Source organism: Gammaproteobacteria bacterium (ex Lamellibrachia satsuma), from assembly GCA_019623805.1.
Taxonomy (GTDB): Bacteria; Pseudomonadota; Gammaproteobacteria; order Chromatiales; family Chromatiaceae; genus QGON01.
On record CP053680.1, the window covers coordinates 2,861,622 to 2,879,845 of the forward strand.

20 protein-coding genes are annotated in these 18,224 nt (G+C 55.0%); 12 read left to right on the top strand and 8 right to left on the bottom strand.

The features are described from left to right. Position 1: 1 nt before the first annotated feature. From cas5e to HPY30_12615, 6 genes are read right to left on the bottom strand one after another with little or no spacing between them, the layout of a single operon-like run. Positions 2-748, bottom strand: coding sequence for a type I-E CRISPR-associated protein Cas5/CasD (cas5e, locus tag HPY30_12590; GenBank protein QYZ66747.1), 747 nt, complete (start codon positions 746-748; stop codon positions 2-4). A 4-nt stretch (positions 749-752) separates the two neighbouring features. Beyond that, complete coding sequence (gene cas7e, locus HPY30_12595) at positions 753-1,835, bottom strand: type I-E CRISPR-associated protein Cas7/Cse4/CasC (GenBank protein QYZ66748.1); 1,083 nt, start codon at positions 1,833-1,835, stop codon at positions 753-755. A gap of 20 nt (positions 1,836-1,855) precedes the next feature. Continuing rightward, a complete protein-coding gene (casB, locus tag HPY30_12600) occupies positions 1,856-2,347 on the bottom strand; it encodes a type I-E CRISPR-associated protein Cse2/CasB (GenBank protein ID QYZ66749.1) in 492 nt (163 codons plus the stop codon). Further along, on the bottom strand, positions 2,344-3,939 hold the full coding sequence (casA, locus tag HPY30_12605; GenBank protein QYZ66750.1) for a type I-E CRISPR-associated protein Cse1/CasA: 1,596 nt from the start codon (positions 3,937-3,939) through the stop codon (positions 2,344-2,346). The genes casB and casA overlap by 4 nt, the downstream gene beginning before the upstream one ends. Next, positions 3,936-6,713 carry a CRISPR-associated helicase Cas3' gene (gene cas3, locus HPY30_12610; protein QYZ66751.1) on the bottom strand — a complete coding sequence of 926 codons (2,778 nt, stop codon included), beginning with the start codon at positions 6,711-6,713 and terminating at the stop codon, positions 3,936-3,938. The genes casA and cas3 overlap by 4 nt, the downstream gene beginning before the upstream one ends. Positions 6,714-6,763: 50 nt before the next feature. Next, positions 6,764-7,165: an HIRAN protein gene (locus HPY30_12615; protein ID QYZ66752.1), complete on the bottom strand. Its 402-nt coding sequence runs from the start codon at positions 7,163-7,165 to the stop codon at positions 6,764-6,766. Between the two features lie 234 nt (positions 7,166-7,399). Between HPY30_12615 and HPY30_12620 the strand changes: the two genes are divergently transcribed. Further along, positions 7,400-7,801, top strand: a complete 402-nt coding sequence (locus tag HPY30_12620; GenBank protein ID QYZ66753.1) for a hypothetical protein — start codon at positions 7,400-7,402, stop codon at positions 7,799-7,801. On the opposite strand, the gene HPY30_12625 is transcribed toward HPY30_12620, so the two are convergent. Together HPY30_12625 and HPY30_12630 are read right to left on the bottom strand one after the other, a co-directional pair. Further along, entirely contained in the window at positions 7,792-8,025 is a 234-nt protein-coding gene (locus HPY30_12625) for an aldehyde dehydrogenase (GenBank protein ID QYZ66754.1), read from the bottom strand. The two genes, HPY30_12620 and HPY30_12625, sit on opposite strands and share 10 nt — an antisense overlap. 170 nt (positions 8,026-8,195) lie before the next feature. After that, positions 8,196-8,858 carry an HAD family hydrolase gene (locus HPY30_12630; GenBank protein ID QYZ66755.1) on the bottom strand — a complete coding sequence of 221 codons (663 nt, stop codon included), beginning with the start codon at positions 8,856-8,858 and terminating at the stop codon, positions 8,196-8,198. A gap of 87 nt (positions 8,859-8,945) precedes the next feature. Here HPY30_12630 and HPY30_12635 point away from each other — a divergent pair, with 87 nt between their 5' ends. From HPY30_12635 to tatA, 11 genes are all read left to right on the top strand, one after another. After that, positions 8,946-9,551 carry an RNA pyrophosphohydrolase gene (locus tag HPY30_12635; protein QYZ66756.1) on the top strand — a complete coding sequence of 202 codons (606 nt, stop codon included), beginning with the start codon at positions 8,946-8,948 and terminating at the stop codon, positions 9,549-9,551. Between the two features lie 159 nt (positions 9,552-9,710). After that, positions 9,711-11,972, top strand: a complete 2,262-nt coding sequence (gene ptsP, locus HPY30_12640) for a phosphoenolpyruvate--protein phosphotransferase (GenBank protein QYZ66757.1) — start codon at positions 9,711-9,713, stop codon at positions 11,970-11,972. A gap of 140 nt (positions 11,973-12,112) precedes the next feature. Then, a complete protein-coding gene (locus tag HPY30_12645; GenBank protein ID QYZ66758.1) occupies positions 12,113-13,057 on the top strand; it encodes an MBL fold metallo-hydrolase in 945 nt (314 codons plus the stop codon). Between the two features lie 79 nt (positions 13,058-13,136). After that, positions 13,137-13,715 (top strand): rubrerythrin family protein, encoded by a 579-nt coding sequence (locus tag HPY30_12650; protein QYZ68032.1) that lies wholly within the window; start codon positions 13,137-13,139, stop codon positions 13,713-13,715. A 190-nt stretch (positions 13,716-13,905) separates the two neighbouring features. Beyond that, entirely contained in the window at positions 13,906-14,496 is a 591-nt protein-coding gene (gene hisB / locus HPY30_12655) for an imidazoleglycerol-phosphate dehydratase HisB (protein QYZ66759.1), read from the top strand. 33 nt (positions 14,497-14,529) lie between these two features. Next, a complete protein-coding gene (hisH, locus tag HPY30_12660; GenBank protein QYZ66760.1) occupies positions 14,530-15,171 on the top strand; it encodes an imidazole glycerol phosphate synthase subunit HisH in 642 nt (213 codons plus the stop codon). A 167-nt stretch (positions 15,172-15,338) separates the two neighbouring features. Next, positions 15,339-16,076 (top strand): 1-(5-phosphoribosyl)-5-[(5-phosphoribosylamino)methylideneamino]imidazole-4-carboxamide isomerase, encoded by a 738-nt coding sequence (gene hisA / locus HPY30_12665; GenBank protein ID QYZ66761.1) that lies wholly within the window; start codon positions 15,339-15,341, stop codon positions 16,074-16,076. Positions 16,077-16,151: 75 nt separating this feature from the next. Continuing rightward, positions 16,152-16,922 carry an imidazole glycerol phosphate synthase subunit HisF gene (gene hisF, locus HPY30_12670; GenBank protein ID QYZ66762.1) on the top strand — a complete coding sequence of 257 codons (771 nt, stop codon included), beginning with the start codon at positions 16,152-16,154 and terminating at the stop codon, positions 16,920-16,922. Beyond that, positions 16,919-17,299 carry a phosphoribosyl-AMP cyclohydrolase gene (gene hisI, locus HPY30_12675; GenBank protein QYZ66763.1) on the top strand — a complete coding sequence of 127 codons (381 nt, stop codon included), beginning with the start codon at positions 16,919-16,921 and terminating at the stop codon, positions 17,297-17,299. Before hisF ends, hisI begins: the two co-directional genes overlap by 4 nt. 211 nt (positions 17,300-17,510) lie before the next feature. Continuing rightward, positions 17,511-17,828, top strand: a complete 318-nt coding sequence (locus HPY30_12680) for a phosphoribosyl-ATP diphosphatase (protein QYZ66764.1) — start codon at positions 17,511-17,513, stop codon at positions 17,826-17,828. Between the two features lie 148 nt (positions 17,829-17,976). After that, positions 17,977-18,222 carry a Sec-independent protein translocase subunit TatA gene (gene tatA, locus HPY30_12685; GenBank protein ID QYZ66765.1) on the top strand — a complete coding sequence of 82 codons (246 nt, stop codon included), beginning with the start codon at positions 17,977-17,979 and terminating at the stop codon, positions 18,220-18,222. Positions 18,223-18,224 lie beyond the last annotated feature (2 nt).

An 18,224-nucleotide genomic window follows, 5' to 3' on the forward strand; every position in this document is an offset into this window, starting at 1 on the left:
GCTAATCCTCCGTAGCGCTCTGTGTGGCCATATATTCGATACGCTCATCGAATTGCCAGCGTCTGCGGCTACGTAATCGGTCCCGGCGCGGATAGGTCATTTCGGGTGAGAGATTAGTTTCGTCGCTATCCCAATACAGACGGGTTACTTTCTCCTTATTCAGTCCTCCAAATCCCCATAATCCATGAGTCAGTGTATCGAGTTCCGATTGTGGGTCAGGATACTGATCAAAAGCCTCAGTAAGCCTGTTTGCATCAATGATTATTGCGGCGAGCGGCAGCGATAGTGGACAGGATTTTCGTCCCAGATAGAGCGGGAGTTTCGGGTAGGCCAGTGCCTCGGAAATTTCGTTTAACGAGAAATTACGGTTTTTCTTACAACGTAAAGCGATAGTGGCGGCACAGTCACAGCGGTAGTCACGACTGGATAGGATGGTATGCAACTTACCCGCATTCAATTCATCCTGACGTGTGTAATGGATGACTTTGCGCTGGACAGGCGGCACCTGTGTTGTGTGGTAATCACGCAGTACCTCACCGGGTGCATCCAGGCGGATTGCTACATTGATGGATCTGTCGAGACTCAGTAACGTCTCTTCCTGATCACGTCGTATGCCTAGTGCGGCGGCTACCAGTCCAAGCGTAGCGGTACGGGTAGGATGATCGTGGCTGGGGCGAAACTCGCCCACTGCTGTGTCGCCCCAAGCTGCCATCGGGCCGTACAGGCGAAACAATAAATAGCTCTGCATAGCCTTAGTCTCCGCTGATGCACTCAATAATGTCTTGCAGGCTACCTTCACCCGTTTCGGCGTTTAAGCTGCAACGCCTATCCGCACAAGCGCCATAAACCTGATCCATTTTTTTGACGGTTTCGTTTATATTTTGAATCGACTGCGCCAACAGGTCGTTGCCGCCAATTGGCTTGAGAAAGGCTACTGAGAGGGAACGCGGTTGTTGATTGCCCTTTTCACACAAAATGTAAGAGGCACGGGCGCGGGAGGCAAAGCTGTTTTGTTTGCCGCTGGGTGCGATAGTCGCGGCTGATTCAATCAGTGCGGCCAGTGTTTTGTCAGCCAGTGCACTATCGTTGGAGAGATTTTCGATCAGTAGTTCTCGGTCGATGCAGAGATAAAGATAGAACAGACCGGCAGCGAATTCAGTCTCTCCCATGTGGGCGGCTCCCATATCTTCCTCACCGCTGTTCAGGTCATCCACAGCGGTAAAAAAGTCATCTTCCACGGCGACCTTGTGTACGCTGATGGCATGTGCAACCTGGGCGGCTGCTTCAGTGTTGTAAGCGGGGCTTGATGCGAGCATGCGGCCGAAGAGAGCGATGTCGGCGGCGGTATGTTGTTTTCGCAGTAAGGCCAATTGTTCGTCGCTTGGTGCGTCATCGCCGTTGGCTAATTCGTCAATGAGTTTGGTGATTGCCTGCTGCTCTTCCGGACTGAAGTGGGCTAGTTGCTCGATTTCCAGTTCAGTCTGGCGTTTATTTTCGTCAGCGTCGGCCTTCTCCTTTTTTGAGAGCGTTTTTAGTTTTCCGAATACATTGGCGATGGCTTGTGCGTAGCTGAAGGCCGCTTGGTCTTTAACGCCTTTTTCCAGTAGTTGCTGATAGATATCCCGCCCCATCTCCTTGGTGCGGACCCCCAAATGATCTGTTAGTGCTGAGCGAAAGATGTCGGAGGTGCGCCACGCCCGCTTGAGGCTTTGTGAAGAGACACGCAGGCGATTCGCACCCCCCATCATTGCGGTCTTGGGCCGACCCAAGTCGTCTCGGTTGAGGTTGGCTGGTGGATAAGAGGTCAGCAGGTGCAGTTGAATGAATTTACTCATGGTTTCGTCCTTGTAGTTGTTCAGGCGGTTTTGGTTTCAGGCACAAAGGGGAAGTAGGCGAAGGCCCAGCGCTTACGCACTGTATCGCCCCAGTAGTAGACGGAACTGATCAGGTCGGGCAGGTTGGCAGTATGCCCGAGCATGTGCAATATGCGGATCATGGCCAGATAGAGATCATCGGGTTTCTCCTGTAGCAGTCGGCGAAAACGCAGTTCACTGACGACAGGTTTACCGTCACCGGCCATGGCGCGGGCGAGGTCGCGTGCTGTGGTATGCCGACAATGGGCTAAAAGGCCGACAACCCGGGCGAGTCGTAGCTCCCAGTTGTGATCACTATTCAGAAAGGGTTCGAGACGTTTGCACAATCGAATATATGCTGGATGAAGCATGACCTGGGTCGGGCCGTTACAGCGGCGCAGTGTGGCACGGGTACCCTTGTCATTTTCAAGTGATTGCCACCAGGTTGTCAGTATCCCGGTGCCGGGACCATCGGGTGCAAATACTTTGCTCATGCGGATTTCTCCTTGTTGTTGAGTTGCAGTTTTTTCTTCAATTTTTTGCTGTAGAGCCAGTTTTTGAGTTTCTTGTGGGCAGTGGCGATGCGTCTTGGGTTGACAGTTTCAAAGTCTCCGCGGCTGGTCCAGTAATCAAACAGCTGAAAGGCGCTATCACAGAGCGTTCGATGCCACTCTCTCAGTATCCGGGTTTCGTTCTGGTCTCTGTCGAGTTGGTCTTTGAGTGTTTTCAAGGCAGTGAAGAAGGCGTTTTCGGTGTGACTGAAAAAGGCTTCCTGCAGGAAATTGGTATCGCCCTTGGCATCGCCGGGACGTTTGAACCAAGCCTCTTTGATGCAGCTGCGGGTCATGCTGGCGACACCTGTGGCTGTTTCGATAAGAATTTCTGCTATTTCAATGAATTGTTCGCGAATTGCGGCGTCTAGCGGAAATAAGGGAAAAGTGGTCTCATACCAGCAGCGGGATTTGTTGCTTTTCATATCGTAGCCAAAGACATGTATCCGCAGTTGTTCGCCTCGTAGCTGTCGGCCGGTACCCTCACTTTCCAAATAGCTAGTTATGATTTTTGCTGGGTGGTTATTGGTCCCTGTACTGGTCAATCCCAGCCAGTGTTGGTATTGCAGCCCACCTGGCTGCGCGTGTTGCGGCAGAGCCAAGCCGTCTTTGTTGTTGATGTGTGGACTCAGTGGGTGTTTCCAAGGGCCATCGTAATTGGTGCCATAATTTTTTGTATCGCATCGGCTGATGAGCGAATCAGATTTTTTGCCACACAAATCGCAAGATCCCCTCGTCGTCTGTTTCCAGTCGAGTCGGATTCGGCGTGGCATACCCCAATACATTTGCAGCGGGTGGGCATCCTTCGGTGTGGTGATATCGCCCTTTCCATGGCTGGTACGCGTAGATGCAAGCCAGGGAAAAATGGCTGGGGGTTCTGATAAATCGGTATTGCCACTCAATGTAGGCAGATCGCCTTTGTTGAGAACATTGAGCCAACAACCGCGCCATAGTGAATTCGCTAACTGCTGGTTGTTGCCTGAGCCATGATGAGTGTCCAAAGCGACAAGGGTAGTCAGAGGGCCGCCACCTCGTAAGGACGTGCGAAAGCCTCTTCCCCCTTCTGGTGCATTTGTTTGTAAGGTAAACAGTGCAGTAGCCGCACAATTCGGACAAATGTTGTTTACTTTGCCTCGTTTAATGAAGTGGTCTCGATTTTCTTTCAATGCTTTGTCGCCAGGTGTTTCGATTAGCAAGTTGGCGATGGGTTTGGGAACGCCATCCAGGGGGGCATAATCCTGCATGAACTTTGGCCCGTCGGCATCCAGATTAAAGGCGGGGGTATAGGGTTCAAATAAAAGCTTGAGTGTTTCGGGTGCAGGCGGATTTTCAAGCCACTCTCCCCATTGGTTGTTGTCATCCGGCGGGCAGGCGGTTTGTAACAGGCCGATTAGAAATTGCAGCAAAGCACCGTTGAAATCGGGGCGGGGTGCTGCCAGTGCCAGCACGTCAGGGTCGCTGATTTGCCATGGGGCAATGTGGGTCTCTCCCTGAGTGGTGTGGACAGGTAGCCATTTGTCTTCGAGTAGATTCATAGATCGGTTCCTTGAGTCGTCGTGTATTCCTTCTCAGTCATCAAGCCAATTTTGGGGCTGTAATAAATAGGGGATTTTTCGCCTTTCTGGTTGATGGCGGTGCCTTGCCATACATCGGATGCTATTGAAACCAACGTCATTAACAAGCCCCATTTCCCTTTGGCAGGCAGGCTGATGTTGCATATTTCCATTACGTCAGCAGGGATGTCCACTTGAGGTTCACAAGCATCGGCTACTGCCCGTCGCGCAGTCAGGCTGGATTGTTGCCAGGCAAACGGTGGTGTGTTGTACAGTGGAGTTAGTTCCCCATTCTGCCACTTGGCTAGCCATACCTGGGTGGTCTCCTCGCCCAACCGGGTGGGGGTATCGGCATCGTCCCACCAGGAATTGGTGTGTTCACGTGAATATCCTCCCTCCAGGTGCAGGCGATTGAGCTTGCCTTGTCCCTGTTGCGCCTTTTGGTTGCCTTCTGCCGTGGCATCGATTTCCTGTAGTCCTTCTGGTATCTCGGCTTCGAGTCCATAGACACTTTCAATCAGGCTGCGGGCATCTTCAGGCATGCGGAAACCGTTCTGTTCCTTGAGCAGTTTCATGCCCAGCCATAGTTGGGCGTGGTTTTCATAGACGGCCTGGGCTCGGGAGAATGCTTGTTTGAACCAATCAGGAGCGGGTTCTTCTTGCCACTCTGGTGCATGGATGGTCAGTATAGGTTCCAGGCGTTGATCATGGTTATTGATGGGGTTGCCTTTCACATCCCGTCGATGCCGGTGCAGGCGGCCTGCACGTTGGATCAGCAGGTCGATGGGGGCCAGGTCGGAGATCAGATGGTCAAAATCGAGATCCAGGGACTGCTCAACCACTTGGGTAGCGATCAGTAACTGACCTGCGCGTTGATTGTGGTCACCCTTTTTACCGAAACGTTGGAGGACACGATTCTCGATGGTGATTCGGTCGGCCAGGCAGAAGCGGGCATGGAAGAGGTCGATCTGCCATTCCGTGTGGGTACTCTTCAGCCAGGAATAGACCTCGCGCGCATCCGCTACGGTATTGCATATCCAGCATGCGCAATCACCCTGTTCAATCCATAGCGACAACCGCTGTTCAATCTGATCTCTCTGACTGATGAAATCGACAGACACGCGGCGTTTTACCTCTGACCGGGTTTGCAGTGTATGTTCTTCGACGGACTCGTCGTTGAAATGTGTGAGCAGTGGATAATCGGTTTTGTCAGTGGCGGGTTTTGACTTGCCCGTCCCCACGGCAAAGGCTCCTATCAGTCGCTCTCTCTGAGCTCTTGGTAAGGTTGCAGAGAGAAGAATGGCGCTACCGCCTGCCATGGCATGAGCGGTGAGAAGGCGTTCTAACAGTGGCAGCATATAGGCGTCACAGGCATGTACCTCATCCACCAGCAAGACTTTGTTGCTCAGGCCAAGCAGCCGCAGTGACTGGTGTTTGTTGGGTAGGATGCTGAGCAGTGCTTGGTCGATAGTGCCTATACCAATCTCTGCCAACAGTGCCTTTTTGCGGTTATCGGCCAGCCATTCGCCGCAATGTATGGATGCAGGTGAGACCCCTTCGTTTGGGTAGCCAGCTTCAGGGTGTTTACTTTGAGGGATGAGTGATTGGCGAAATTTATCAGAAAGGTCGCGTGCGCCATGGGCCAGTACCAGTGACGGGGCGGTATTGCTCTCGTAAAACTCCCGGTAGATGTTACCCACGCGGTCATACATGGCATTGGCGGTAGCCATGGTGGGGAGGCCGAAGTAGAGGCCATCGGCCAAATCTGCGGCCATCAAGCGATGAGCAATGAGCAAGGCGGCTTCGGTTTTACCTGCACCAGTAACATCCTCAAGAATAAATAATTGTGGTTGATGGCCTAGTGTTAGTGCCTTCGCCAAGTCCTGTAAAGGTGTCGGGCTGGAGCCTTGTTTGATATTGAGCAGTTGGGACAGTTCAATAGACTGGCTTGGTCTGGCGGTCAGTAGCTCGGTCTTTGTGACTGCTGTGCCTGCCTGTTGCTTGGCTATTTTCCAGTATTCTTCGCAGGAAGCGCGAGATGAGTTGTAAGCGAAGAAATCGGCATTTGAGCCTATCCAGTCACATAAGACAGCAAAACCTGCAAGCCACCAGGATGCCTGACGCGTTGCTTGCATTTCCCACTTGGGAAGTGTTTCAGTGAACCTGGGGAACAGCATGAGTATGTCGTCGATGAAGGCGATCGCAGCTTGCTGGTCTGCTTTGGAAAAATAGCGTTCATGCCGGATATGTTTGGCTGATGGTGGCTTGCCGTGGTGACCGGTCATGGCGAGCATGCAGATGTCGGTAGGGTGTGGGCCTTCTCCCCCTCTGCCTGTGCATGGTATCAGGCCGGTCTGCTGCCAGTGAGGTTTGAGTACGCTTTGCCAGAAGGTATAGCCGAGCTGGTCGTGGCGTATGTCGTATTCATGAGTGTTTGCGGCGGCTGAGTTGATGGCTTGCGTAATGTCCGGTCGCAATGCCTGAAACCCGGAGGAAAATTTCCCTAGATCGTGAAGAGCCAGTAGTGTCGGCAAGCTGGTGTGGAGGTCTTTTTCTGTCAATCCTGTCAGGCGTTGGAGGGTTTTCCGTAGCGGATGGTGTTGTTCCAATAACCGCTGGCCTACTGCCGCCACGTCCAGGCAGTGATATGGCAGTAAGTGAAAGGATACCTCCTCCGCCTGCTTTTTTGATGCCTTTCCCCAGTACCGATAATAGAGCGCCAAGGTTTCCATCTGTTTGCCGTCCTGCTCATCCATGTGTGAATAACCTTACTCCAAAGACGTTTATCATGTCAGCGTAACCCGTTTCATGTGCTCAAAAAAACACTAAACCGTATCCGTCGCCAAGGGTTGTCGTCTTCCAATAATCGCACGATGCGTCCTTCCAACAGCTCGCCCCGGTCCATCATCTGGGCGAGGGTGCGGTTTTCGCTGCGGGGGACGTATCCCAGGTGTTCGTTCTTGAACCAGACGGAGATTGCGTTGCGGTCGTAACGATTGGCGGGCTCACGGCGCAGTCTCAGGGTCTCTCCGATCTGAAGAAACTGCCAGATACCCGGGGCGCGGTGGTATTGGTAACCGGCCAGGGGGGATTCTTGCAGCAGCACCCGGCGTTTCGGTTCCGGAAGTTGGGTGTCGGCATTGATTCGTCCACTCAGCCCGATGCCCAAGCTGCCAAACAGGGTGTGCAGGAAGGTTCGGCGTAACATGATCTGTTGCTCCTTTTGTTAGAGGCTACATTCACCATAACAAAGGGGGTGGCTCAAACCGTGAGCCCGTGACTAAGAAATTTCCCGCTTTTAGGGTAGATTGGGTGGCTGTGCCGTGTGGGGAAGGGATTAGAGTCAAATTTTACTCTGGCCTGAGGTCTGGCTTCTCTGAATGTGACAGCGTAGGGTGCGCATGGCGCACCCTACCAAATATGAAATTAGGAGAGGGGTAAGGTGCTGGAATATATCTTTTTCGATGAGCGTCCCTGGCGGCGTTTTATTGAGTTTTTGCAGGATCAGGAGTTGGCGCCGGAGACATCAAAAGACGATGAGGGCTGGTTGGTGATGTTGCCGGAGGATATCGACGACGATCTCAATGATCGGGTTGAGGCCTTTTATGACAAGATGCTGGACTTCAACGAGATTTTGGTTGCGGAAGCGGAGGGAGAGGATCACGTGCACGCGGCCGGGGTCAATATCACCCTGAAGGACGGCCGTACCGTACAGGCGGCTATCGATCCGAAGGTGATGCGGCGTCTGTTGGAGGTTGTGACCGCAGAAGAGTTGGGGGATGTGGTCAACGCTATTGCCGATGCGGTGGAAAATCCTGACCAGCGTTCGATCTGTCAGCGCTGATCCGCTTCCTCTCGCGCCTGCTTTAATCTGTCTTCTGACTGTTGCATGGACGCCTCCAGTTTTGCCGCAGCGCGGCGGGCCGCCTTCTTCCGCTCCACCAGTTCGATGTATTCCTTGGGAGTCAGGGTGATGTCCTGTTCCGGCGGAGCGTCGGAGGTTTTGAGTACATAGTAAATGCCGCCGATCAGGACGATGAATACGGCGAAAAAGACGGTTCTGTTCATGCTTTGTGGTCTGGCCTGATATTAAAATGCACTCTAAGGGTCTCTGAGTTTAGTTGGAATATTGTCATCTCGACAGTAGAGAGAGATCTCACACCTCCGACAGCGAGTCATTACTCCGTTGCTTGAGATTTCTCGCTACGCTCGAAATGACACTTGATTTCAAGTATGGCCTAATTTTCGCCGTGCAGCCTTAGAATGGGCCAATCCTTTTCCCCGGCATGGCGGAGCAGAGTCTCATCCGGGTCGACCGCCACGGGATGGTCGACGCGTTCCAGCAGGGGGATGTCGTTGTGGGAGTCGCTGTAGAACCAGCTGCCCCGCAGATCCGTACCCTTTTTTGCAAGCCACTGCGTGAGCCGGTTGACCTTGCCGATCTGAAAACAGGGCTCTCCCGCCACTTCTCCGGTATATCGGCCGCCGATTTTTTCAGGTTCGGTGGCGATCAGGTTCTTCACACCAAATCTCTCGGCGATGGGAGTGGTGACGAAGGCATTGGTGGCAGTGATGATCATCAGCTCATCTCCTGCATCCCGATGTTTTTGCAGCAGTTGTCGGGCGCTTGTACTGATGATCGGGTCGATTTTATCGGCCAGGAACGCTGCCCGCCATTTCAGCAACTGATTCGGTTCATGGTCACGCAACGGTCGCAGGGAAAAACGCAGAAACTCAAGGATGTCGAGCCGGCCTTCTTTGTACTCCTGGTAAAATCGCTCGTTTTCGCGTTCGTAGAATTCTCCATCCACAACTCCGTTCTCCACCAGCCAAGTCCCCCAGAGATAGTCGGAGTCCCCGGCCAGCAATGTGTTATCGAGGTCGAAGAGGGCAAGGGCCATGGGTTAAATCCTGTTGGTTGCTGAGATCTTCCCGTGAAGAGTCCCAAAAGACAAAGGTACCGGATTTTTCTTTATAAGCAAAATCTTATGTTGTCTGGTTTGCTTGCCGATAAACTGGGTTTATGGAAAAATCACAGTACCCTGCTAACTGGACTAAGAGTTGAACCTTTGATCGATTCTGATGGTTTTCGACCCAATGTCGGCATCATTCTCTGCAACAACCATCGACAGTTGTTCTGGGGACGCCGTGTGGGTCAGAATGCCTGGCAGTTTCCTCAGGGCGGAATCAATAGCGATGAGACGCCTGAACAGGCGATGTACCGGGAACTGGAAGAGGAGGTCGGCCTGAAGCCCCACCAGGTCGAGATCATGGGCTCAACGCGGAACTGGTTACGCTATCGTCTCCCGGCGCGTTATATCCGTAAGAACTGCCAGCCCCTCTGCATCGGGCAGAAGCAGGTCTGGTTCCTGCTGAAGACAAAATGTCCAGAGGATTCGTTCTGCTTCGACGGCACCGACACACCGGAATTTGATGAGTGGCGCTGGGTGAAATACTGGCTGCCGGTGCGGGAAGTGATCTATTTCAAACGCAGTGTTTATGCCCGTGCTCTGGAGGAGTTGGCACCACTGCTCTATCCCGAAGGTATGCCGGCGCGTTCGCATTCGAACTATTTGCGGCAAAATCGGCGCTGAAAGGCGTGTTCAGGTACCTCTGAGCAATTGAGAGGTTTCCTGCGAAGTGTGAGCAGGAGCGGCACCCCCGTCGCGATTTACCTACTCTACGGAGTTTTCGTGGCGAGGGCGCCGCTCCTACAGTATTTCCCGTTTGTTTGACCTGATCTCAGAGGGCTAATGCTCGAAACTCTGCATCGAATCGTCAAAGAGGTAAACGCTGCCCCCGATCTGGGCGAGGCGCTGGAACTCATCGTTGCGCGGGTGAAAAAAGCGGTGGGCGCCGATGTCTGTTCCGTCTACCTGACCGATTTCGAGAGGCGCGAACATGTACTGCGGGCCACGGAAGGTTTGCAGTCTGCAGCCGTCGGTAAGGTCAGGCTCCCCCTGCACAGGGGGTTGATTGGGCTGGTATGCGAGCGTGCCGAGCCGGTCAACGTAGCGGATGCCCCCAATCATCGTCATTATCTGTTTGCCTATGAGACGGGTGAAACCCGCTATCACGGTTTTCTCGGTGTGCCTATTATTCAGAATCGCAGGGTACTCGGCGTGCTGGTGGTGCGTCAGATAAAGCAGCGTACCTTCGATGACAGCGAGGTAACCTTCCTCTTTACCCTTGCCGCACAGCTTGCGGGTGCCATTACCCATGCCCAGGCGAGTGGTGAACTTGTCACCATGGAGGGTGTGGCACCTCCCACCCGTTTTCTGCAAGGACGTGCGGGTGCTCCAGGTGTGGCTCTGGGTACGGCGGTAGTTGTTTACCCTCCCGCCGATCTGGATGCAGTGCCTGACCGCAAGGGAGAAGACCCCGAGCAGGAGGAGGAGGATTTCCGCACCGCAGTGGCTGCAGTGGTGGAGGATTTGATGGCCCTGGAAGACCGGGTGGAGGACAGTCTGCCTGCTGAAGACCGGGCGCTGTTCGATGCCTGGCTCATGATGCTGGGCAGCGACTCTCTGATCGGTAAGACAGTGGAACGTATCATGGCCGGCGATTGGGCGGCTGGTGCTTTGCGTCAGACCATCGAAGAGCATGCCAAGGTGTTCGACGGCATGGACGATGTCTACCTGCGGGAGCGGGCATCCGATGTGCGCGATCTGGGCCGCCGCATACTCATGCACCTGCAGCAGGAGCGGTCCGGTCCGGTCGACTATCCGGAGGACACCATCCTGGTAGGTGATGAGGTCAGCGCCATGCAGCTTGCCGATGTACCGATGGAACGTCTTGCGGGACTTGTTTCAGCCAAGGGCGCCAGTTTCTCCCATGTTGCCATATTGGCTCGGGCGATGGGCATTCCCGCAGTCATGGGGGTGAGCGACCTGCCCGTGGGGCGGGTCGATGGGCGTTTCCTCATCAGCGATGGCTACCGGGGGCGCATCTATGTTTCACCGGCGCCGTCGGTGAGAACCGAGTACCTGCGGCTGGCGGAAGAGGATCGGGCACTGAGCGCAGAGCTGGAGGCGACCCGTGATCTGCCTTCAGAGACCTCCGACGGGGTGTCGGTGCGGCTCTATCTGAATACTGGTCTGGTTTCCGAGATGAGTACACTGGGTTCCGATGCGGCTGCGGGGGTCGGTCTCTACCGAACAGAAGTCCCCTTTATGGTGCGCGACCGTTTCCCCTGTGAAGAGGCGCAGACAGCAAACTATCGGAATGTCCTTGAGACCTTTGCCCCCAGGCCAGTCACCATTCGCACCCTCGACATTGGTGGCGATAAACCCCTGCCCTATTTTCCGGTCAATGAGTCCAACCCGTTCCTTGGCTGGCGCGGTATCCGTATCTCACTGGATCATCCGGAGATATTTCTCACCCAAGTGCGTGCCATGCTGCGTGCAGCCATTGGCTTGGATAATCTGCAGCTGCTATTGCCGATGATCAGCAATGTGAGTGAGGTGGATGATTCACTGCTGCTGATTCAGCGGGCACACGATGAACTGGTCGAAGAGGGCCATGGGGTGAAGATGCCCCGTGTCGGTGTGATGATAGAAGTGCCGGCTGCGGTCTATCAGGTGGAGGCATTGGCGCGCCGGGTCGATTTTCTCTCGGTCGGCACCAATGATTTGACCCAGTATCTGTTGGCGGTGGATCGTAACAACTCCCATGTGGCGGAGATCTACGATGATCTGCATCCCGCTGTGTTGCGGGCTTTGATTCAGGTAGTGGAGGGGGGCAGGCAATTTCACCGGGAGGTCAGCGTCTGTGGTGAGATGGCGGGCAGCCCTGCAGCAGCGGTCTTGCTGCTGGGTATGGGGGTCGAAAATCTTAGTATGAGCGCCAGCAGCCTGCTACGGGTGAAGTGGGTGATTCATTCCATCAGCCGCGCCAGGGCCAGGGAACTGCTGCAGGCAGCGCTGCGCTGCGAAAAGGCTGCTGAAGTCAGGGCTTTGCTCAGCAATGCGCTGGAAGAGATAGGGCTGGGTGGCTTGGTCAGGGCGGGGAAATAAGTGACCTTGGGCGCACTCTTCATGGCAGAGACGGCGAAAAATCGATTCATGGATCTTCCCTGAATATTATCTGGATGAACCTGCTGTCCAACCACCTACAATGAATATAAGCCCAAAAACGGGCAACCAGAGGAGTGAGAATGAGAAAGCTGTTTTTGATGGTCTGTCTGCTGCCAGCGCTGCTGATTGCAGCGGAACGTGGTCCGGCGGTGAAGAATTATCCTGCAGATCAGGTGACGGATGACGTCTATGTCATTCATGGCCCGCTGGGTCGGCCCTCGGCGGAGAATCAGGGTTTCATGAACAATCCGGCCTTTATCGTCACCGATGAAGGCGTGGTGATTGTTGATCCCGGCGCCAGTGTGCAGATCGGCGAGATGGTGCTGCGTCAAATCCGCAAGGTCACTGACAAGCCGGTGGTTGCGGTGATGAATACCCACATCCATGGCGACCACTGGCTGGCCAATCAGGCGATCCGGTCTGCCTATCCGAAGGTGGCGATCTATGGTCATCCCAATATGATTGCCAAGATCGAAGAGGGCGAAGGTCAGAGCTGGGTCGATTCACTGTTGAGCATGACGGATAATGCAACCAGGGGAACGGAAGTCGTAGGGCCAAATCATGCGATTGATCATGGTGGTGAAATCACCTTGGCCGGACTCAAGATCCGTTTTCTGTTCGAGCCCAAGGCCCATAGCGATTCCGATTTGATGATCGAGGTTCCTTCAAAGAAGTTACTGTTTCTCGGGGACAATGTCATGCTTGGTCGTCTGGGCCAGATGCGGCATGGGACGTTTAAGGGCAATATCGCGGCCATTGATATGGCTCTGAAAGTGGATGCGGCGTTTTTTGTGCCTGGCCACGGCGCAACCGGCGGCCGTGAGGTTCCGGAAACCTACCAGCGTTATCTCTCCACCCTCAGAAATGAGGTGGCGAAGCAGCTGGATGAGGGCTTGAGCGACTACGAGATCAAACCCATCGTGGTGAAACTGCTCTCCGATTACAAGGATTGGGTTGATTTTGATATGGAGGTGGGCAGCCACGTCAGCATTGCCTATCTTGAAGTAGAAGCAGAGATGTTTTAAGACTTCATGATGTGAGTTATGAGTCAGTGATTAACGTAGGGTGCGACGCGCGCACCATGATTGCTTCATGAGGTGAATGATGAGTCAGTCTTTGAAAGGAACCCGCACGGAAAGAAACCTGATGACCGCCTTTGCCGGTGAGTCTCAGGCACGCAATCGTTATACCTACTATGCAGGTGCCGCCCGCAAAGAGGGCCTGGTGCAGATCGCCCATATCTTTGAGGAGACTGCGAACCAGGAGAAGGAGCACGCCAAACGTTTCTACAAGTTTCTCGAAGGTGGAGAGGTGGAGATTACAGAAACCTTTCCTGCGGGGGACATGGGAGATACCCTGGCGAATCTGCGCCACGCCGCTGCGGGAGAGGAGCATGAGTGGACAACCATGTATCCGGGGTTTGCCAAGACCGCCCGTGAAGAGGGTTTCGAGCAGGTGGCAATGGCGTTCGAGGCGATCTCCATTGCGGAGAAACAGCACGGCAAGCGCTACCAGGATCTGGCAGACAACCTTGAAGCCGGACGGGTCTTCAGGCGCAACGGCAAGGTGGTCTGGCGCTGCCGCAACTGCGGTTACCTGCATGAGGGAGATGAGGCGCCGGGCGTCTGTCCCGCCTGTCTTCATCCACAGGCCCATTTCGAGCTATTGGGCGAGAATTGGTAGGCGTCTGCCTGATCCGCTACGCTCGATCAGGCCTAGGAATCTACGCTGAAATCCACCAAGGAAGCCGTAGGCCGGTTCAAGCTTGCGGAACCGGCAGGCACCTCGCACTGCTATTTTGTCGGTTTTGCTCTAAAATGCGTTCTTTGTCGGCGATTCGTCGTTGAATCCATAAATGTTCGGAGCCCTTCCCATGCAGCGCACAGCGCAGGTGGAACGCAATACACTGGAGACTCAAATCAGCGTTACGCTGAATCTGGACGGTACGGGCACCTCCCGTTTCGCGACCGACGTCCCTTTTCTTGACCACATGCTGGATCAGGTGGCCCGTCACGGCCTGATCGACCTGGAGATCGATGCCAAGGGTGATCTGGAGATCGATGCTCACCACACAGTGGAGGATATCGGCATCACTCTGGGGCAGGCTCTGGCCGAGGCGCTGGGGGATAAAAAGGGTATTCGCCGATATGGCCACGCCTATGTGCCGCTGGACGAAGCGCTCTCCCGGGTGGTGGTCGATTTCTCCGGCCGTCCCGGTCTGGAGTACAACGTGGCCTTTACCCGCGCCCGTATCGGTGAGTTCGACGTGGATCTCTTTCTGGAGTTTTTTCAGGGACTGGTCAACCACGCCGGTATGACCCTGCACATCGACAACCTGCGGGGCATCAACGCCCACCATCAGGCCGAGACAGTATTCAAGGCGCTGGGCCGGGCGATGCGTATGGCGCTGGAGCCGGATCCCCGTATGTCCGATGTGGTGCCTTCCACCAAGGGCTCGCTGTAAACTCACCCCAATATTTTAAAGAGCAGTATTTCGATGGCACAACGCATCGCAGTCATTGACTACGGTATGGGTAACCTGCGCTCCGTCGCCAAAGCGGTGGAGCATGTCACCGCTCCCGGCGACGAGGTGCTGGTAACCGATGATCCGACCCTGATACTCAACTCCGACCGGGTGGTCTTTCCCGGCCAGGGGGCGGCCCGCGACTGCATGGCCGCTATCTCCGATCACCATCTGAACCGGGCGATCCTGGATGCGGCACAATCCAAGCCGTTTCTGGGTATCTGCATGGGGCAGCAGGTGTTGATGGAGTTCAGTGAAGAGAACGAAGGTACCGAATTGCTCGGTCTCTATCCCGGCAGGGTGCGCCATTTTCCCGGTGGTCGCGGGCCCGATGGGGCTCTGCTGAAGATCCCGCATATGGGCTGGAACCGGGTGAGCCATAGTCACGATCATCCCCTCTGGGAGAATATCGATGAAGGTAGCCGTTTCTACTTTGTACACAGCTACTATGTCGATCCTGATGATGGCGATTTGACAGAGGCCACCACCGACTTCGGAGTTGCCTTTGCCAGCGCCATTGGCCGGGATAATCTTTTTGCGGTGCAGTTTCATCCGGAGAAGAGCGCTGATGATGGCCTGCGGCTATTGAAGAATTTTGTGAATTGGAAGGGTTAGATGTCTTCCGAAAATCCGATGTCATCCCGAACGATAGAGAGGGATCCCGTGATGTTGGCAGTTGGGCAGGAGATTTCTCCCTGCGGTCGAGTAGTGCTACATGGATGTAGCGTTTACGAACCTAAGGACGGAAATGACAGTGTTTTCATGAACAGTTAGGTGTTGATGTGTTACTAATCCCCGCAATCGATTTGAAAGATGGTCAGTGTGTGCGCCTGCGCCAGGGCCGCATGGAGGACGACACCGTTTTCTCCGACAACCCGGTTGAGATGGCAGGCCGTTGGGTTGAAGCTGGCGGTCGGCGTCTGCACCTGGTCGATCTCAACGGCGCCTTCGCCGGAGAGCCGGTCAACGGTAGCGTTATACAGGGTATTGCAGAGGCCTATCCCGACATGCCGATACAGGTGGGTGGCGGCATCCGCGATGAAGCGACCATAGAGGCCTATCTGAAAGCGGGTGTGACCTACTGCATCATCGGCACTCAGGCGGTAAAAGAGCCCGAGTTCGTGGCCCGCGCCTGCAAGGCGTTTCCCGGTCATGTCATCGTCGGTTTGGATGCCAAAGAGGGGATGGTTGCGATCAACGGCTGGGCGGAGGTCACCGATCAGGAGGTGACCGAACTTGCGCGGCGTTTCGAGGACGACGGAGTCTCCTCCATCGTCTACACGGATATCGGCCGTGACGGCATGATGACCGGCCCCAATGTGGAGGCCACGACGGCGCTGGCCAATGCCATCAACATTCCTGTCGTGGCCTCCGGCGGTATTACCAACATCGGTGACATCGAAGCGTTGTGCAAAGCCTATACCACCAACATCACCGCAGCCATTACCGGCCGGGCGATCTACGAGGGCACCCTCGACTTCGCCGAAGGCCAGAGACTGGCGGATGAGTTGATGGGGTGAGTTTTCACCACGAAGGCCACGAAGGGTTTAAGTTTTTCTTCGTGCCCTTTGTGGTTAAGCAAAGGTAAATAAAGCATGCTAGCCAAACGTATCATCCCCTGTCTCGATGTGGACAACGGCCGTGTGGTCAAGGGCGTCAAATTCGTGGAGATCCGCGATGCGGGCGACCCGGTGGAGGTGGCGCGCCGCTATAACGAAGAGGGTGCGGATGAGATCACCTTTCTCGATATCACCGCCAGCTCCGACGACCGGGAGACCATCGTCCACGTCGTGGAGCAAGTGGCATCCGAGGTCTTCATTCCCCTGACCGTGGGTGGCGGCATCCGGGTGGTGGAGGATGTGCGTCGCATGCTCAATGCAGGTGCGGACAAGGTGGCGATCAACACAGCGGCGGTTTTCAACCCTGAATTCGTCAGGGAGGCCACCACCCGATTTGGCTCCCAGTGCATCGTGGTTGCTATCGACGCAAAGAAGGTGAGCGGCGAGGGAGAACCTCTGAAGTGGGAGATTTTCACTCACGGCGGCCGCAAGCCCACCGGTATCGACGCCATCGAGTGGGCGAAGAGGATGGCGGACTACGGTGCCGGTGAGATCCTGCTCACCAGCATGGACCGGGACGGCACCAAGATCGGTTTCGATAACAAACTGACCCGGGCCATCGCCGAGGCGGTGCCGACCCCGGTGATCGCCTCCGGCGGCGTGGGCAATTTGCAGCATCTGGTGGATGGGGTGAAAGAGGGCGCGGCAGACGCTGTTCTGGCCGCCAGTATCTTCCATTTCGCCGAGTACAGCATCGGCGAGGCCAAGCGCTTCATGCAGGATCAGGGCGTCGAGGTCCGTCTGTGAGCTGGCTCGGCAACATAAAATGGGATGAGCAGGGTCTGGTGCCCGCTATCGCCCAGGAGAAAGGGACGGGCACTATCCTGATGATGGCCTGGATGGACCGGGAGGCCCTGCGGCTGACGCAGGAGACTGGTCACGCGGTCTACTGGTCCCGTTCTCGCAAGAAACTCTGGCACAAGGGCGAGGAGTCGGGACACCAGCAGATAGTCAGCGCAATCCGGGTCGATTGCGATGCGGATGTAGTACTGCTGGAGGTGGTACAGAAGGGCGGCATCGCCTGCCATACCGGCCGCCACAACTGTTTCTACCGGGAACTGCAGGATGGTGAGTGGGTCGAAGTATTACCTGTGCTGAAAGATCCTGGGCAGATTTATAAGTGATTTTCAATGCAAAGGACGCAAAGGAAGCTCTGAATGACTCGGATATTGTCATCTCGACCGCAGGGAGAGATCTCGAGCAACGGAGTGCTGACTCGCCGTTGGGGGGTATGAGATTTCTCTATTCATTCAGAGGCGCCCTAAGCACCTTTTCTTAGTGTCCTTCGCTTAATTATCATTATGGTGGCACACCAACCGATCAGTGAGATAGCAGATGAGTGATGTTTTGGAACAGCTGGCCCAGGTGCTGGAGGAGCGCAAGCAGGCGGAGCCTGACAGCTCCTATGTGGCTAAACTCTACGCCAAGGGGTTGGACAGCATCCTGAAAAAGATCGGTGAAGAGGCTACGGAGACTGTGATGGCGGCCAAGGACGGGGTGCCGGAGAAGATCGTCTACGAGACTGCGGATCTGTGGTTCCACACCATGGTCCTGCTGGCTCAGCAGGGTCTGGGGCCTAATGATGTACTGCAGGAGCTGGAACGTCGTTTCGGGCTTTCCGGGTTGGAGGAGAAGGCCAGCCGTGGCAAATAGTGTCACTGGAATTCAGCCTGAGTGACAGCGGTGCTTACCGCCGGGGCATAACTGGGGTATTATCCCCGCATTGATGGCCGAGGTTTCCTCTGGCCGGCACGAAAAATATAGATAGACATCCGGTTTGAACCGGGGAGCGGAGAAGATTATGGGTATTGGTGGTATCAGTATTTGGCAGTTGTTGATTGTTCTGGCGATCGTTCTGTTGCTGTTTGGCACAAAACGGCTGAAGAATATCGGCTCTGACCTCGGCAACGCCGTCAAGGGCTTCAAAGGCGCCATGACTGACAGTGAAAAGGCCGAGTCCAGCGAAAAGCGCGAACAGATCGAAGAGTCTGAGTCCGGTACTGTAGTGGAAGGGGAAGTGACTTCCAAAGAGAAAGACAAGGTCTGATT

Bases quoted from the DNA above. Each gene is read 5' to 3' on its own strand.
- cas5e (QYZ66747.1), bottom strand. From the start codon at position 748: ATGCAGAGCTATTTATTGTTTCGCCTGTACGGCCCGATGGCAGCTTGG.
- cas7e (QYZ66748.1), bottom strand. From the start codon at position 1,835: ATGAGTAAATTCATTCAACTGCACCTGCTGACCTCTTATCCACCAGCC.
- casB (QYZ66749.1), bottom strand. From the start codon at position 2,347: ATGAGCAAAGTATTTGCACCCGATGGTCCCGGCACCGGGATACTGACA.
- casA (QYZ66750.1), bottom strand. From the start codon at position 3,939: ATGAATCTACTCGAAGACAAATGGCTACCTGTCCACACCACTCAGGGA.
- cas3 (QYZ66751.1), bottom strand. From the start codon at position 6,713: ATGGATGAGCAGGACGGCAAACAGATGGAAACCTTGGCGCTCTATTAT.
- HPY30_12615 (QYZ66752.1), bottom strand. From the start codon at position 7,165: ATGTTACGCCGAACCTTCCTGCACACCCTGTTTGGCAGCTTGGGCATC.
- HPY30_12625 (QYZ66754.1), bottom strand. From the start codon at position 8,025: ATGAACAGAACCGTCTTTTTCGCCGTATTCATCGTCCTGATCGGCGGC.
- HPY30_12630 (QYZ66755.1), bottom strand. From the start codon at position 8,858: ATGGCCCTTGCCCTCTTCGACCTCGATAACACATTGCTGGCCGGGGAC.
- HPY30_12635 (QYZ66756.1), top strand. From the start codon at position 8,946: ATGTTGTCTGGTTTGCTTGCCGATAAACTGGGTTTATGGAAAAATCAC.
- ptsP (QYZ66757.1), top strand. From the start codon at position 9,711: ATGCTCGAAACTCTGCATCGAATCGTCAAAGAGGTAAACGCTGCCCCC.
- HPY30_12645 (QYZ66758.1), top strand. From the start codon at position 12,113: ATGAGAAAGCTGTTTTTGATGGTCTGTCTGCTGCCAGCGCTGCTGATT.
- HPY30_12650 (QYZ68032.1), top strand. From the start codon at position 13,137: ATGAGTCAGTCTTTGAAAGGAACCCGCACGGAAAGAAACCTGATGACC.
- hisB (QYZ66759.1), top strand. From the start codon at position 13,906: ATGCAGCGCACAGCGCAGGTGGAACGCAATACACTGGAGACTCAAATC.
- hisH (QYZ66760.1), top strand. From the start codon at position 14,530: ATGGCACAACGCATCGCAGTCATTGACTACGGTATGGGTAACCTGCGC.
- hisF (QYZ66762.1), top strand. From the start codon at position 16,152: ATGCTAGCCAAACGTATCATCCCCTGTCTCGATGTGGACAACGGCCGT.
- HPY30_12680 (QYZ66764.1), top strand. From the start codon at position 17,511: ATGAGTGATGTTTTGGAACAGCTGGCCCAGGTGCTGGAGGAGCGCAAG.
- tatA (QYZ66765.1), top strand. From the start codon at position 17,977: ATGGGTATTGGTGGTATCAGTATTTGGCAGTTGTTGATTGTTCTGGCG.